The sequence below is a fragment of the Nocardia sp. CA-129566 genome, from assembly GCF_050956075.1.
Lineage (GTDB): Bacteria > Actinomycetota > Actinomycetes > Mycobacteriales > Mycobacteriaceae > Nocardia.
Map to the genome: position 1 here is coordinate 3,482,478 of NZ_CP192085.1, position 15,166 is coordinate 3,497,643.

Here is a 15,166-nt window from a genome sequence, read left to right on the forward strand (position 1 = left end):
GAGCGACCCGGCGGCGCTCAGCCCTCGGTGCGGACGGCGAAATTCGGGTCCACGCCGGGAAGTTCGTTGCCGGATGTGGTCGGCTCGGGGCGGCCGAAGGGGCCGTTCGGGTTGCGCTTGAGTTCGTCGAGCATGGCTTGCAGTTTGTCGACGTGGGAGGTGTCCTCGCCGGTGCTGGCGTGGTGGGCGCCCGGGGTGAATGCGCCGCTGTCCTCGGCGCGGGGCGCGGTCATGCCGGAATCGAGGCGGGGAGTGGGGGATTCGTAGCCGTTGCGGGGTGGGGAGGTGAGCGGTTCGAGGCGGCCGTTGCTCGAGCCGATCGAGCCGTAGTCCAGCCGGTCGCCGGCGGTCGAAGGCTCGAGGCGGTTGGTGTAGCTGGGCGCGGCGGGCTCGGTGAGATCGGCCGGTGCAGCCGAATCGAGCCATTCAGTGCGGTTGGTGGGTGCGGAGAGGGATTCGCTGCGGTAGGTCGCAGGGACGGCGGGCGGCACGGGCTGTGGCGTGCGCGCGGGGAGGGACGGCGGCTCGTTCGGTGTTGCGGGACCGAAGGGTTCGAGGCGTTCGTTGCGGGCTATCGGCGCGGTGAATTCGGTCCGTGCGGGGCGGGGCGTGGTTTCGTCCGGCGCGGCGAGGCGTTCGTTGCGGCCGGTCACCGCGTCCAGGCGTTCGTTGCTTCCGGTCGCGGCGTCATTGTTCGTGGTCGCGGCGCCCAGGCGCGGACTGGCTCCGGTTGTGGTGTCGAGGCGTTCGATATGTGTGGTTGCCGCGTCCAGGCGTTCGTTGCGCCCGGTCACCGCGTCGGATCCGGTTGTGGTCTGGTTCCGAGCGGTGACGGTTTCGTGGTGGTCGGCGCGCCCATTGACATGTCCGAGGCGGTCGCGGCGTGACGGAATCGGCTCGCGCCGTTCACGGTTCGCGGGTACCGGCTCGGGGCGGCTGCCCGGTGCGGGTTCGCCCGATTCGTCGGCACCGGTCTCGACCTGCTCCAATCGCGACCCGATCTTGGAAACATCCTCCCCCGTACGGAATGCCCACGCCTCCAACTTGGCCAGGCGACCGGCCAGGTTGCGGTCGTCGTCCACGTGGGCGGCGACCGCGTCGAGCTTATTGCTCACCTCACGTAGGGTCATCGCGAGACTCGACAACATAGCGCCGATCGATTCGCCGCTCTGCTCGTCGTGGTCCATCCCATACCTTCTTCCCCATCTATTGCGGCGCTCCCGGGTCCTCCGTGGTCAACGCAAGCTACCGCCTCCCGGCCCCGTCGCTCACGCCGCAGGTATCGCCCCGAACTCAGCTCGTGGCGGGCCGATTCTATCCGTCGATCGGTAGGTACGTGGTTCGAGTACCGGCGGTGCCCGCGCGGTGCGGCATTCGTCCGATTGCGCAGCGGCTTTCGTCTCTCCGTTCGGCGGGCGCCGGTCCGTTTTCGCGGAGTGTCCCGCCGTGTCCGAGGAATGGCCGCAATTATCAATCAATTGAAATAATTGTGGCAATACTCTCGTGTGTCGCACCGAAATTGCTTGTGAGACAGCGCACATCGGCTGGTCGAGGGCCGATGCGGGGTTGTGGCGCACCCGAGCGCGGGGTATAGGGGGCTAGCGGGCGCGCCAAAGCTGACGCACTCTTGATCTATGGCGTAGGTCGCCTGATCTGCGGTGGTTTTGGGCAGGGGTGTGGTCGCGTGAGAACGAAGCAGCGCGTCGAGCGGGCGTGCGGGCGTCGGGCGATGCTCGCCGAATTGGGATTGGCGGACAGTCGCGTCACGGACACCCGGACCGACGATGGCGCACCCGCGGTCGGCAGATCGGCGGGGAGCGCGGGATATGGCTGCACATGTCCGGAATGTGCCGCCGCGCAATGGGATATCCAGCGGCTGAAATATTGGCTCTGCGGCAGACTCTCCGCCTACGGCGCGGATGCCGCCGAGGTGGACCGCCGGGTTGGCGATATCCCGGTGGACGTGCTGTGGCGCAGCGGTGAGCGGCAGTACGCCATCGAGGTCCGCACCGGACCGCTGGATCGGGAATCGGCCCAGCACCACACGGCCCGGCTGCGCTCCTCCGGCTGCGAGGGCGTGCTGTGGCTGTGCCCCTCCGGTCATTGGGTCACGCATCTGCCCGCGCTCGGCATCGCGGATTTCGCGCCACCCGCCTGCGACTACCGGACCGAATCGGGGATGTTGGATGCCTCGAACAGCGCGGTCGTCGTGCCGCGTCGCGAACCCTATGAGCTGCGCGATTTCCTGTACGGCTGGGTGCGCGGCGAGATCGCGTGGGGCTACCGCGATGTGATGACAGGAGGATGGGCCACCGTGACCGACTGGGAACGTCATACCAGGACGCAGGCCAGCGTCATCGCCCGGCAGCGCCAGGAGCTGGTCAACCAACGCACCACCCTGGCCCTGTCCCGAAAATCCGTGCGGGACAAGCAGAAGCAGATCATGAAGCTCGCCACTCGCCTGGAACGCGCCGAGGAGTCCGCACAGGAACACGCGGATTCGCTGGCCGAGGTCAAGCGCAAGCTCGACGACCACCACCGCATCGACACCTCGCTGCGCGCCAATATCGTCAGCTTGGAGAAGACGATCGGCCACTGGCAGCTGATCACCTACTGCGCGATGATGCTGATCGTCACGTTCGTGGCCGGGGCGATATTCGTGCGCTGAGGCGGGCGGGCCGACGCGCCGTTCGCGGTGGAGTGTCAGTGACCACCGGTCAGACGGAACGGCGCACGGTCCCAACGCCATTCGTTGCGCAGCACCAGCGCGATGAGATCGAGCAGTTCGAATTCGACCTCTCCGCGCAGCTGCTGCAATGCGGGCCAATGGACCGCTCCGCGCTCGACGAGCTCCCACAGTCGGCCCTCGGACTGCGCATCCACCTTGCGCCGCAAGAGATCTGGGATTCCGGTCCGGCTGCCGGTCCAGCCGAGCCAGCCCCACCCGTTGGCATGCGCGTGCGTGCGGCCCGCCGCCGACTTGATCCGATTGACATGGAAGCCAATGTGTCCCAGCGGCTCGACATCGATCAGGATCACCCGGCCATCGGCCAGCCGAGCCGCGATGCTGGGGTGAAAGGTCCGTTCCGCGCCGTCGATTTCATAGCTGACCGCACTCGGCTGTTCCTGGAAGGTCTCGACCAGATCGCTGGCGTTCACTGTCCGCAGCAGTCGAGCCTCCAGCGCGGAGTCGAACCCGATATCGCGCCCGACCTTGCTCAGGTAGAACCGCCCGCGTCCCTCGTCGTCCCCGTCGACGGTGCGCGCCGATTCGATCGGCAGGGGAGCGGGGCCTTTTCCGGAGCCCGGCCAATCGACCTGTGTCAGCCAGGAATTCAGCTCGCCGGTCGCCAATGGCTCCGCATTGTGCAGCTTCGCCAATCGCCGATTCGTCTTCTTCTGCCACGCCATGATCCGTTGCATGACGAATCCGGCGATCCGCTTCGCATCCGCACCCGCATGCCCAGCCAACCGCAGCTTCAGATACGACAACTCATTAGCCGCCAGATCGGTATCCGTCGCATACGTCTCCACCAGCAACGCCCGCACCAACTGCTGATCGCGCGTTCCCACCGGATACCGGTCCGCGAACACCCCTGCCGCCCGATGCCCACTCAACTGCGCCTCCCGCAGGATCTGCGCCACCGCCCGGGTGTGCAACTGCCGAATACGATCCCGTGACAGGTCGTAGCGCGCCCCGATCCGTGCCAATGTCTCCGGCGGCTCCCCGCTCACCCCCAGCCGGAACCCCACGATCTCCGCATCCCGCCGCTTCCGATCTCCCCGCATCTCGATCAATTCCCCGAGCAGCTCATTGATCTCCTCGAGCCCGAACGAGACATCCCCCGCGATATCGTCGAGCAGTTCGAGATCCGCCTGGTCAACGGCCCGATCCGGCCCGGTGCTCTCGCTAGCCGTCACCCTGCACCCCTGACCCCGACTCGACATGTGCGCCAAAGCCTAGTGCCGCCCACCGACAACCCGGCTCATCCGCTGGTCGAGCGCCGAGGTGGCGTCGAGATGTCGACACCCGCGAATCGAGATCGTCACGATGGAATCCGCAGCGCCGTCCAGGTGCGCTGCCCGCAGTCCGCAAGTCCTGACCGTTCGCGACAGAGAGGTCCGGGGTTGCCCGGGCCTTCCCGCGTCCGCCTGGTTCGACGTCGCCATAATGGGCCGTGGCCGATATTCGCTGATCGCCCGCGGGAAATCGGTTCTAAGCTGACGCGGTGGGCCGTTTCCGCAGTAACGCTGTCGGGGCGCTGTGGATCATTGTCGCGGCGGTCGCCTACTTCGTGGCTGCCGAAATAGGTTTGCGGATGGCACTGGTCGGTGACCAGGTCACGCCGCTGTGGCCGCCGACCGGGGTCGCGCTGGCGTGTCTGTTCCTGCTGGGGCTGCGTGTCTGGCTGGGAATCACGATCGGTGCATTGGCGGTCAATGCCCTGATCGGGCCGAATCTGCCCGCCGTCCTGATGATCGCCGCCGGGAACACCGTTGCCCCGGTGGTCGCCTACCTATTGCTCAAACGGGTGCGGTTTCGCAGCGATTTCGATACCGTGCGCGACGCACTGGAACTGGTGTTCCTCGGCGCCCTCGCCGCAATGCTGATCAGCGCTACGGTCGGCAGCGTAACGCTGGTCGTGGCCGGTGCGGCGCCCAATTTCTGGGGGACCTGGTCGGTATGGTGGACCGGTGATGCGATGGGCGTTCTGCTGATCGCACCGCTCATCCTTGTCGCGGCTCGCACTCCCATACCGAAGACGCTCGCGCCGTTGCGGGTGCTCGAGGCGGCGGTCCTTGCGGTCGGGACCTTCCTCGTCGCGGTAGCGGCGACGGCGGTGTCGGCGAATCTGCTCTTCTTGGTCTTTCCGTTCCTGATCTGGGCCGCCATGCGCTTCCACCTGGCCGGAGCCCTACCGTGCGCGCTCATCGCGTCGATCGTCGCCATTTTCGCCGTCGCGCGCGACCGGCCCGCATTCGCCGGACTCGACCTCACCGCGCAAATGATCACCTTGCAGGCATTCAACGGCTCGGTCGCCCTCACCGCCCTGCTGTTCGCGACCATCACCGCCCAACGCGACCGCGCCCGCAAAGCCGTCGACGACACCTGCGCCGAACTCGCCGAAACAGTGTTCACCATCAGCCAGGGCGGCCCCTGGTCCGGCGTCGTCGATATGGTCCGCCGCGTCGAGTCCGAACCTCCGCCATCGGACACCGCGCCGGGATAACAATGGAAGCGATCCCGGTACCCGTCGCCTCGGCGAACGCCTGGTCCCAGACCCGATCACGTGGTTGATGTGGGATCGTCTCGATCAGCCTGAGCCGTAATAGCTTCCAGCGCGCCGGTTCGTCTTCTTGGCGGGCGCGAGCCGTGTCGAATTTCTCGCGAAGTTAGTCGCGACGCGTTTCGGCGCTGAGCACTCGCTCTCTGGCATCAGCGACCGCTTCCTTTATCTCCAAGATCCGACGGTTCGCGTCGAGCAACTGTTGTTCTGTCCGTGACTCTTTCGGGTCGACAGGTTCGAAGATCGTCGGGTCTGGCGCGATCGTAGACCCTGGTGTCGGCATGGAAGTGCAGCGGTTCGAGCACCCGGGCATCGCAATCGGCTCGCTGTCGGACGGGCCTTTCATGCATGATGGCCCGGCCTCCGGGTGGTGCTGGACGGCCGGCTTCACGAAGTTGGTCGTATGGCTCAGAGGTACGCCGAACTTGCGACAGGTTTGTTGGCGGACTTCTGGGCACGATCCGCGCACTCGCACCGGTGGCGGGGCAGTGCGGCGTACTTGCTGGCACGAGCATGGCTGGGACCTTCGCGCGCCGACGATAGCGCCGGCTCTCAACTGTCCGGCCTGGCTGAATCGACTAGTGTGGGGCTATCTGCTCGCGGGCGCGGTTTGGAATGTAAGCGAGTACAGCCGTTAGCCAGACAAGTGGTCACGGACGGCACAAATGGATGACATACCAGTGCGCGGCGGGGACACCGCCCCGGGGTCGGGGCCAGCCGAGGCGTTCGGACGCTATCGGTTGTTGTCGCTGCTGGGTCAGGGCGGCATGGGCCAGGTGTGGCGGGCGCATGATTCGCTGACCAACCGGGTGGTGGCGCTCAAGGTGTTGCCCGAGCGCTTCGCCGATGACGAGCAGCTGCGCGAGCGGTTCCGCCGGGAGTGCCGGGCGGTGGCGCAGTTGACCGAGCCGCATGTGATCCCCATCCACGACTTCGGCGACATCGACGGTCGGCTCTACCTGAATATGCGCTTGATCGAAGGCACCGACCTGCGCAAGGTGATCACGCGAGAAGGGGCCTTGTCGCCGCGGCGGGCAGTGGCGATCATCGCGCAGGTGGCCGGCGCGCTGCAGGCGGCCCACGACGTCGGGCTGGTCCACCGTGATGTCAAACCCACCAACATCCTGCTAATAGGGGCCGATGAGTTCGCCTACCTGATCGACTTCGGGATCGCCCACGCCGCCGACGACCGTACGCTGACCACGACCGGCGAGACCATCGGCACCGTCGCCTACATGGCGCCGGAGGAGATCGGCTCGGAGGTCAAGGCCGATGCCCGAGTGGACGTGTACGCGTTGACGTGCGTGCTGTTCGAGTGCCTGACCGGCCGGCCGCCGTTTGCGAGCACCTTGGGGATCCAGGGTGTGATGGCCCATCACCTGCACACCCCGCCGCCGCGTCCCAGCTCGACTACACCCGATGTACCGACCGCGTTCGATGCGGTCATTGCCAAGGGAATGGCCAAAGATCCCGACGATCGTTACCAGACCGTGCGCGAGCTGGCCGCGGCGGCCTGCGCCGCGGTGGGCGATTCCGCGGTCAGCGCCATCGGGGGCGTGGCTGCGCGTCTTCGGCGGCGAATCAGATTGTCGCCCAAGACCGCCGGGCTGCTCGCCGCCGCGGTCGTGGTGACGGTGGTGGCCGCCGTAGCTGTCGTCATCGGTGTCCAACGCGAATCAGGCGGCGGTGGCAACTCGCCCACACCTATCACCGGGGCTCACTCGTCACAGACTCCGCTGCCGTTCACCGGCGTCAGCCTGCCCACCGGTGTGGCGGTCGACACCGCAGGCAACGTATACGTCACCGACATGGGTAGCGATCGGGTGCTGAAATTGGCGGCCGGCGCGTCGGCGCCGACCCCGCTGCCGTTCACCGGCCTGAAGAATCCCCAGGATGTGGCGGTCGACACTGCGGGCAACGTATACGTCAGCGACACGAGTAATGATCGGGTGCTGAAATTGGCGGCGGGTGAGTCGGCGCCGACTCCGCTGCCGTTCACCGGCCTGAAGGATCCCCATGGTGTGGCGGTCGACAGGGCGGGAGACATATACGTCGCCGACCGGGGCAATGATCGGGTGCTGAAATTGGCGGCGGGTCAGTCGGCGCCGACCCCGCTGCCGTTGACAGGGCTCCAAGGTCCCGATGGTGTGGCGGTCGACATGGCGGGCAACGTATACGTCACCGAATTGGGTACCGAGCATGTGACGAGGTTGGCGTCGGGCGCATCGGCACCGACCCCGCTGCCGTTCACCGGGCTCAAAGATCCCCAGGGTCTGGCGGTCGACAAGGCGGGAGACGTATACGTCGTCGACTGGGGTAACAAATGGGTGGTGATGTTGGCGGCGGGCGCGTCGACGCCCACCCCGCTGCCGTTCACCGGCCTGAAGAATCCCCAGGGTGTGGCGGTCGATATGGCGAACAACGTATACGTCACCGACCTCGGCCCCAATCCGGTGGTGAAACTCCCGGTCGGCTGAACCCCCGTTCCGCGCAATTCGGGGTTCAGCGACGAGTCAGGTTTCTCGTTGCGGCAGATGCGCGTAGGGAACTATGTAGCGCATGGACTCGAGGAACGCCGCCGCGCGGTTGCTCGTAGACATCTTTACCGCGGGATCCCTTGGCAAACACGTCACGAGGGGAGATCACGATGACTACGAGAGGAACATCGCCCTCACGCTCGCGCGGCCCGGTCGCGGGCCGGAGCAGGTCACTGCGACCGCCAGCACCCCCGACACGTCCCCCGCCGCCCTCCACCTCGAGATGGCGGTTCCTGCACTGGTCGGGATGGACGAAACTGGGAGCGATGGCGACCACGATCGGCACGCTCGTCGTGGCAGGCGCGGCGGTCGGCGCGCTCTATTTCACCAATCGATCGCTGCGGGCGACGAACGACCAATACGGCTTGGCCCAGCAGACTGCGGTCACTGATCGGTTCCGGCTCGCTGCCGAACAACTTGCTTCGGAGAAGATCAGTGTCCGGATCTCGGGCATCTACCTTTTGGAACGACTCGCCAAGGACTCACCCACGGACCATTCGACGGTATTCGCGCTGCTCGGCGCATTCGTACGCACCCAGACCATCTTCGCGCCGCAGTGCGCCACGGAGACTCCTCTGCCCTCGGAAACGACGGCTGCCGACATTCAGACCGCTCTAACGGTCATCGGTCGCCGCGATACCGCCAACGATTACACCGCCGGACTGGACCTCCGCCGGGCCTGCCTCGCTGGCGCGAACTTCAGCGGGGTGGAACTCTACAAGGTCGACCTCACCCTTTCCGACCTCAAGTACGCGAATCTTGCGAACGGCGCACTTGCGGGCATCACTCTCACCCGCGCCAACCTCGTGGGCGCGGACCTGCACGGCGCGGACCTCTCTTACACGCTTCTCGACGGCGCGAACTTGACCCGCGCAGATCTCACAGCCGTGGAACTCTGGAACACGAACCTCACCCACGCGACACTCACAGACGCGAGACTCATCGGCGCTACCTTCGACGGCACTGAGCTTATGGAAGCGGATCTCACCGGCGCCGATCTGCGCGGGGCGAAACTCTACGGCGCGGATCTCACCAACGCGAAGCTCGACTCCGCCGACCTTTCCGGCATTCTCTACAACAAGTACACGCGGTGGCCTAATGGGTTCACGCCTCCACCGTCGCGGTGAACAGCCCGGCCCAGATCATTCGGGAAATACGACAAACTGTTCGGGTCGACCTGGGCGCCTCTCACTGGGAAGCCGAGCTCGGGCAGGAGGTGGACTGAGTCATGGCGCGGTTGATGTCGGTGTCGCTCACCGAGGACCAGGTCCGTGCACGGACGAAGACGGTGACCCGTCGTGTCGGCTGGCTGATGCTGCGGACTGGGGATCGGTTGACGTTGTGCCGGAAGGTGATGGGCCGCAAACCCGGCGAACCGTTGGTGCGGATCGTCGACGTCGAGGTGGTCTCGGTGCGCCGGGAACCGCTCGAAGATATCGCGCCTGAAGACGTTGTCGCCGAGGGCTTCCCGGAGATGACGCTGCTGGAGTTCGTCGAGTTCTTCTGTGCCACGCACAAGGGGTGTTCGCCGGAGACAGAGGTGACTCGGATCCATTGGCGGTACCTCGGGTGAACGCGGTACCGACCTCGGTGACTGGCCTCTTGGTCGCCGCCCTTGAATCGGTGTGGGCGGCGATCTGGGCCCGGCACCCGGATGTGCCGGAGGTTGTGTTGACGATCGGATCCGGGTCGACGCCTGCCGGGCTGAATCTCGGGCACTTCGCGCCGAACCGGTGGATACGCGGCGAGTACGCCACGAGCTGTTCGTCGGCGGCGAAGGACTCGACCGAGGCGCCGTCGACGTGCTCGGCACCCTGCTGCACGAAGCCGCCCATGGTGTCGCTGTCACCGGCGATATCAAAGACACCAGCCGACAAGGCCGCTGGCACAACACCCAGTTCCGTGAACTCAGCGAAGAACTCGGATTACAACTGGACCACGACGACGATCACGGATGGTCGGTCACCACCGTGCCGATCTCCACTCGGCTCGTGTACCGCGGGCAGCTCGACGAGCTCGACCTGGCGCTGATCGCGTACCGCCGCCGTGATCCCGAACGCCCCGCACGAACCAGCAGCAACGGAATCGCCGCAATCTGTAACTGCCAGCGTAAGATTCGGGTCTCCCTGACTACATACCACCTCGGTTCGATCAGTTGCGGCGTGTGCGGAAGCAAATTTGACGAACCTAGACCTGAGTAGTGTCGGATGTTCTCGGGGAAAAATACTGTCGTCGAGAGTCCTGGATGATCAAACTGATGTGATGGACCTGAACGCACTCTTCGTAGAAACAGTAGAAGATTCTTCGACGGCGGTGTGACCTCCGGGCGACGGAGTACGACATGGTGCAGGCTTCAGGTCTGATTCGCCGCTTACTGATCGACGGGACAGCCTTGTGGTACGGGGTCAACAGGCTTTAGGACAAAGCCGACCGTGACTTGGATTCCGCTTCGCATGGTCGTACGGTCCAAAATTGATGCGCAGGTGATGGCACCGTGTATGGCCCTCGACCCGGTCATCGCGGACGCGGTCGCGACCCTGACAGGCCACGATGCCCGCGAGACTTTCGAGCTGGCCATGATGGAAGGTACGTTCGAGCAGTTCCTTAACTACGGAGTGATCGATCAGTTTCAGTCGAACAGCCCGATTCGGACTGTAAGTGTCCGAGAGTTGATCAAGCACTACGCAAATCGCGAAGGCGGCGTGCACTACGGAACCGGTGAGAAGATCGTCAGCGAGTTCATCGAACAGATCCGTGACTTTGCCGACGAAGATATGCGCAGGACCATCCTGGCGTGTGGACGGATCATCGTCCGAGCGCTCGAACCTATGGCCGCTGCGCTGATGCTGAAGGACACTCCGTGGCCCGCGGGACTGTAATGGGTTGCCGACCCGACATAGCCAAATGACCCGCACACGGGACGCCAGTACCAACGAGCCATCCGAACAGTGGGTGGCCTCCAGGGAACTTGGTGGTCCGCAATACTGGGGTTTTAAGAGTTGCGGCGTAGCTATCCAGATCAAGATCGGCAAGAAGCCTGTTGAACAGCAATGTATTTTGCCGATACGCTCGCTCATGAGCAGTGTTTCCGCTGGTCAGGGCAGTGTTGAGCTCATTTGAACTCATAATTCAGTGACTTTGGCGGGCGAAACCAGCAGCAGATCGGTTGCTTGCCCTCAGCAAGCATCCCGCGCAACCAGCGAAAACACTGCAATTCTCGGGATCCTACTCGGTGCTGGGCAGACTGGAGGCCGTCTCCTGCATAACGTCGAGCATCACATTAGGCATACGACCACCATCGGCTTCGTCAGGCTCTTAGTAAGCGTTTCCGCAGAATCGACACCGATTCGACTTACTGATTGTGCGGCGTTGAGGTACACGGGGTCCCGATAGTTACCGTGCGAATACAACGACAATGGCTTGACCAGCAAGGATGGCGGGCGGCCCGGTCCGCGACCTCTTTATCGGGTATTGCAGCGAGAGCGCGCAGTTGGTTGCGACCATTGTTCTTATGAGCACTGAGCTCAGCGCTCCTCAACCCTCGGGCGAGGAGCCCGAGGCTGACGAGGCGCAGCCTCAACCATCACCGGCCTCCGCCGACCCGCCGCAGCCGCCGACTGCCGATGGGCCACCCGGCGCAACCTCTTCCGCTCCGATTGAACCCCAAGTCCGCGGTGTGGACCGTGGCGGACGGTATGCACTCGTCACCGCGCTGAGTGCGGCACTGCTGTCAGGAGTCGTATCGGCCGGTGTCGCGGTCTACGTCAGCGCGAACCAGTTGGACCGCACCGCACAGCTGACCGCGGAGACGACACTACGAGCGGACCGGCAGAAGGCATACGCCGACTACCTCAACTGTCTCGGCGACGTGGCAACAACGATGGGCGGGCTGCAAGGCACGCTGACGGCGCATCCACACGATCGCGGTCTCGCGTCCCAAGCAGCAAACATAGTCTCCGACGCTTTCACCGCCAGTACCAAAGCCGGCAACGTCGTGACTGTCGCCGGGACGGACGGCATGCAGACCATCATCACCGATTACAAGAACACCATCGGCGTGCCTTTCATCATCGAAAGGCTCGTCCCCTTCGCGATGCACTACGTCGAACCCGGAGGGGCAGGTGAGAGCGACGACGCAGGGATGGACCGAGAGTCCGCCGCACTCGTCACCGCGATCGACGGCTACGTGGACAAGCTTGGCAAGCTTATCCACCAATTCGTTGACCAGGCCCGCGAGGACCTTCATACGCATTAGAGGGCCCAGAACGTCGTCGAACGGACCAATCGTTGCGGAACGAGTGTCGGCACGATCGGTCAGGGCCGCGTCCCGTGTCGTCAGCGTCCGGGCCTGCCGGAAAACCAAGTACCTGCCAGCTCGATCACTCACGGGGTCGATGCGCCTGCCCGCCCCCATCCTTCGGACACCGCAATCCGGACATGCGTGCAGGCACATCGCAACATTGTCATCTACTACACCGCGTTGCTGCCGTTGGTCATGTTGGTTCAGCTGGGTGAGGTAAACGCCGTTGTGTACTCGCTGCGTATCGGCCGTCGAACTCCTCTTGGAACATGGGCGCCGCGACTTCGAACAACGTTGTGCGGGGGATGTTTAGGTAGACGCGCCATGGCTCATCGACTTTGTTGTAGGCCGCATGGTGGAGCGCCTGGACAAAGGGTAGGGCAGCATCGCGAATATCTCTCGGGCAGAACACTGCAACTTCCTGCCATCTGAGCCACATCTCCGAAGTCGCCGTCGGAACGTCTACGCCTTCCAGCGTTTCGTCAGCTCTACGACGTTCGGCGATCAGCTCGACCACTTTTGCGGCCGCATCGCGCAGCGCCGCACGGCCAGCTGATGGCGATACCCCGATTCGGCGAGGCCTGGAACGCCCCGTCGGGTTCAGTGCTGCCTGGCGGGATGCTGTGCCTGATCGTGTCGAGCGATGACTACAACCGGATCCGGCGTCAGTTCATCATCCTGGAAGTGGTCTCCGACCCACTGGCGGGGGATGCGATCATCTGCGATCTCGGGCCGGGGCGGGGTCGCGCTCACCGGCGCACCATTCACGGTCGAGCCCGGCTAGTTCGCCGGTGCCGAGGAACCGATCGCGTCCGTCGACGAGTAGGCAGCACGCCGCGCCGCCGATCAGATCCGAGCCGTCCTCGGGCCGTTGGGCGAATGGCGTTACCTGAGACCGGCTCACGGTCCCAGAAATGAAATGCCTGCATTGCCATCGTGCCGCCCGCTCCGTGAGGAAGATGGGTGATCGCCCAGTTGAGACGATGATGCATGACTTTGCATACCTCGTTGGTGAGAGAACGACAACTCGATCTGGTGCGTATCTGATGCAAAACAAGAAAGGCCCCCTCGAAAGGGGGCCTGACCTGCGGAGACGGTGGTGCGCGATACTGGGATTGAACCAGTGACCTCTTCCGTGTCAGGGAAGCGCTCTCCCGCTGAGCTAATCGCGCGAGGTGGAGACGGGAATCGAACCCGTGTGCACGGCTTTGCAGGCCGTTGCCTCACCACTCGGCCACTCCACCGTGCGAAGGGGGAAGGCTTGAATACTGCCTGGCCCTACTCCTCGAGCGGATGACGGGATTCGAACCCGCGACCCTCACCTTGGCAAGGTGATGCGCTACCAGCTGCGCTACATCCGCATTTACACTCTCGGGAGGCTCGCTGCCCTCCGTGGTGCGAGACAGAACATTAGCCGACGTTCGCCGCAACCTACAAATCCGCTGGTAGAACGGCTCGAACTGGAATCACACACGTGTTGTTCGGAGGCCTGGATCGGGGCTTACTCCGGCGTATCGGGGTTCCATGTCGGTTTCGACCGGGTGGGTGGGCTCGGCAGTGTGTTGTCATTCGGCATCGAGAAGTCGGGACGGCATAAATCTATCGGGGATGACGTTGTCGGCGTTCCAGTGATCTGCGGGATGTGTCAGCCAGAGGTCCATGGCGGTCTGATCGGACCGCAGGAACTTTCGACTCGCCGGAGTGAACGAGTCGGCCGCCGCTCGATCGAAGCGTCGGTTCCGCTGGGAACCTTGGGAATTCGTCCGTCGCGTCTCGGGATTCCGTAGGCGAATTCGCTGGATCCCCGCCCACCGGGTGGCGATTTGGTGGGACGCCGGTGATGCGTGCTAAGGTTCCATCTCGTTCGAACAGCCGCTCCGGCCCCGCTCGAACGCCACTCCGGTCCCATAGCTCAGCGGGAGAGCGTCCGCCTCACACGCGGAAGGTCGCTGGTTCGAAACCAGCTGGGACCACCACAAAAAGTGGCCCTGACCAGCATAACATTGGTTCAGGGCCTTTCTTGTCTCCGCTTGGTGTGGCCAAAGCTATGGCCTATGGCCCAAATTTCGAGACCCCTCCCGCCTGCGTGCGTTCGGCGGCAGCTGGTGTCTCGCATCCGGCTAGCCCATCTATGTGTGATGTCGGTCACAGGCGAACTGTTGTGGTATTCGGATGAGCGCCAACGCATCATGTCGTGCTCGGCAGCTGGAGAATCAACTCACCGAACGCACTCGCACCAGTGTCCGCCTCGAATACCACGACAGCATCGCCGCCCGTGGTCGCGCTTGGCACATCCACTGGACTGACGGACCGACAGGGCAACAGATGCTGACCCTTGCGGCGTCACTCGCCGAGAACATTCCGAGCATCGACATAGCGCGGGTCCGGCTAGCCCGGTCGCACACAGCACTCGGCGAAGCCGTCGCGGTTCTGGTGTGGCTGAACGAGGACATCGACCGCGCCGAGTTCTTTCCCGCGGTGTGGCCCGAGTTCGCCCGTGACCATGTCAGCTACCCGAACCGCGGCGAACTCTGGAGCCGTCGCGGTGAAGCCCTGCTGTCGATGACACGTGGCGGTGTGGACCTTTCGGTGTGCCGGGCGATCGACGCACGGATCCGCACGGAGGGCTGGGCCAGTGTCCTCGAATGGTTGGACGGGATCGCGTTGGGGGAGAAGCCGTTGCGGGTGGTGCGAGAAAGTGCTGGTCAAGGTGTACTCGGAAATGAGTACCGCCTCTGATGACCACGTTCACGCTTCGGTTCGAGGTGCCTGACGATCAGCGCCACATCTTCGACCATGAGATCGGGCTTGCATTGGATGCGATGGAGCCGCTGCGGGAGTGGTTGGACCGCAACGGTGGTCACCTTCAGCAACTCGTCGACGGCGTGCCTGTCGCCATTCAGTGAAATGCGGGGCGTGTCCGGTCGGACACGCTGTGATCCGCGTAACAAGACGTGGCTGCGCGTGGATGTGCAGCCAACAGCCCGCAACCGGGCTGCCATCGCGGGGGATCACTCACCCTCGCTTACCCAACCCTCAAG

13 protein-coding genes and 4 tRNA genes are annotated in these 15,166 nt (G+C 64.3%); 11 read left to right on the forward strand and 6 right to left on the reverse strand.

All coding sequences use genetic code 11. The features are described 5' to 3' along the window. Positions 1–17 precede the first annotated feature (17 nt). Positions 18–1,187, reverse strand: a complete 1,170-nt coding sequence (locus ACQP0C_RS14995; protein WP_433733512.1) for a hypothetical protein — start codon at positions 1,185–1,187, stop codon at positions 18–20. Positions 1,188–1,684: 497 nt separating this feature from the next. Here ACQP0C_RS14995 and ACQP0C_RS15000 point away from each other — a divergent pair, with 497 nt between their 5' ends. Then, positions 1,685–2,668: a hypothetical protein gene (locus ACQP0C_RS15000; RefSeq protein ID WP_433733513.1), complete on the forward strand. Its 984-nt coding sequence runs from the start codon at positions 1,685–1,687 to the stop codon at positions 2,666–2,668. Between the two features lie 35 nt (positions 2,669–2,703). On the opposite strand, the gene ACQP0C_RS15005 is transcribed toward ACQP0C_RS15000, so the two are convergent. Then, entirely contained in the window at positions 2,704–3,921 is a 1,218-nt protein-coding gene (locus ACQP0C_RS15005; protein WP_433733514.1) for a sigma factor-like helix-turn-helix DNA-binding protein, read from the reverse strand. Between the two features lie 308 nt (positions 3,922–4,229). Here ACQP0C_RS15005 and ACQP0C_RS15010 point away from each other — a divergent pair, with 308 nt between their 5' ends. The 7 genes from ACQP0C_RS15010 to ACQP0C_RS15040 all read left to right on the forward strand — a co-directional run bounded on the left by ACQP0C_RS15010 (position 4,230) and on the right by ACQP0C_RS15040 (position 12,080). Continuing rightward, positions 4,230–5,231, forward strand: a complete 1,002-nt coding sequence (locus ACQP0C_RS15010; RefSeq protein WP_433733515.1) for an MASE1 domain-containing protein — start codon at positions 4,230–4,232, stop codon at positions 5,229–5,231. 722 nt (positions 5,232–5,953) lie between these two features. Next, positions 5,954–7,765, forward strand: coding sequence for a serine/threonine-protein kinase PknD (locus tag ACQP0C_RS15015; RefSeq protein ID WP_433733516.1), 1,812 nt, complete (start codon positions 5,954–5,956; stop codon positions 7,763–7,765). Positions 7,766–8,091: 326 nt separating this feature from the next. Beyond that, positions 8,092–8,952 (forward strand): pentapeptide repeat-containing protein, encoded by an 861-nt coding sequence (locus ACQP0C_RS15020; protein WP_433733517.1) that lies wholly within the window; start codon positions 8,092–8,094, stop codon positions 8,950–8,952. A gap of 101 nt (positions 8,953–9,053) precedes the next feature. After that, positions 9,054–9,398 (forward strand): hypothetical protein, encoded by a 345-nt coding sequence (locus ACQP0C_RS15025; RefSeq protein ID WP_433733518.1) that lies wholly within the window; start codon positions 9,054–9,056, stop codon positions 9,396–9,398. 229 nt (positions 9,399–9,627) lie between these two features. Further along, positions 9,628–10,026 carry a hypothetical protein gene (locus tag ACQP0C_RS15030; protein WP_433733519.1) on the forward strand — a complete coding sequence of 133 codons (399 nt, stop codon included), beginning with the start codon at positions 9,628–9,630 and terminating at the stop codon, positions 10,024–10,026. Positions 10,027–10,257: 231 nt separating this feature from the next. Beyond that, complete coding sequence (locus ACQP0C_RS15035; RefSeq protein ID WP_433733520.1) at positions 10,258–10,704, forward strand: hypothetical protein; 447 nt, start codon at positions 10,258–10,260, stop codon at positions 10,702–10,704. A 632-nt stretch (positions 10,705–11,336) separates the two neighbouring features. Continuing rightward, positions 11,337–12,080, forward strand: a complete 744-nt coding sequence (locus ACQP0C_RS15040) for a hypothetical protein (RefSeq protein WP_433733521.1) — start codon at positions 11,337–11,339, stop codon at positions 12,078–12,080. Between the two features lie 760 nt (positions 12,081–12,840). Here ACQP0C_RS15040 and ACQP0C_RS15045 read toward each other — a convergent pair. The 4 genes from ACQP0C_RS15045 to ACQP0C_RS15060 form a co-directional block, all read right to left on the reverse strand. Continuing rightward, entirely contained in the window at positions 12,841–13,029 is a 189-nt protein-coding gene (locus tag ACQP0C_RS15045; protein WP_433733522.1) for a hypothetical protein, read from the reverse strand. A gap of 193 nt (positions 13,030–13,222) precedes the next feature. Continuing rightward, positions 13,223–13,297, reverse strand: a tRNA-Val gene (locus ACQP0C_RS15050). 1 nt (position 13,298) lies between these two features. Beyond that, a tRNA-Cys gene (locus tag ACQP0C_RS15055) sits at positions 13,299–13,369 on the reverse strand. A 44-nt stretch (positions 13,370–13,413) separates the two neighbouring features. Beyond that, positions 13,414–13,486: transfer RNA gene (locus ACQP0C_RS15060), tRNA-Gly, on the reverse strand. Between the two features lie 540 nt (positions 13,487–14,026). Between ACQP0C_RS15060 and ACQP0C_RS15065 the strand changes: the two genes are divergently transcribed. The 3 genes from ACQP0C_RS15065 (at position 14,027) to ACQP0C_RS15075 (ending at position 15,031) form a co-directional block, all read left to right on the forward strand. Beyond that, positions 14,027–14,101 (forward strand) — tRNA-Val (locus ACQP0C_RS15065). A gap of 196 nt (positions 14,102–14,297) precedes the next feature. Further along, the gene (locus ACQP0C_RS15070; RefSeq protein WP_433733523.1) at positions 14,298–14,864 is read left to right on the forward strand and encodes a hypothetical protein; all 567 of its coding nucleotides are present in this window, start codon (positions 14,298–14,300) and stop codon (positions 14,862–14,864) included. After that, positions 14,864–15,031, forward strand: coding sequence for a hypothetical protein (locus ACQP0C_RS15075; RefSeq protein WP_433733524.1), 168 nt, complete (start codon positions 14,864–14,866; stop codon positions 15,029–15,031). The genes ACQP0C_RS15070 and ACQP0C_RS15075 overlap by 1 nt, the downstream gene beginning before the upstream one ends. Positions 15,032–15,166: the final 135 nt, after the last annotated feature.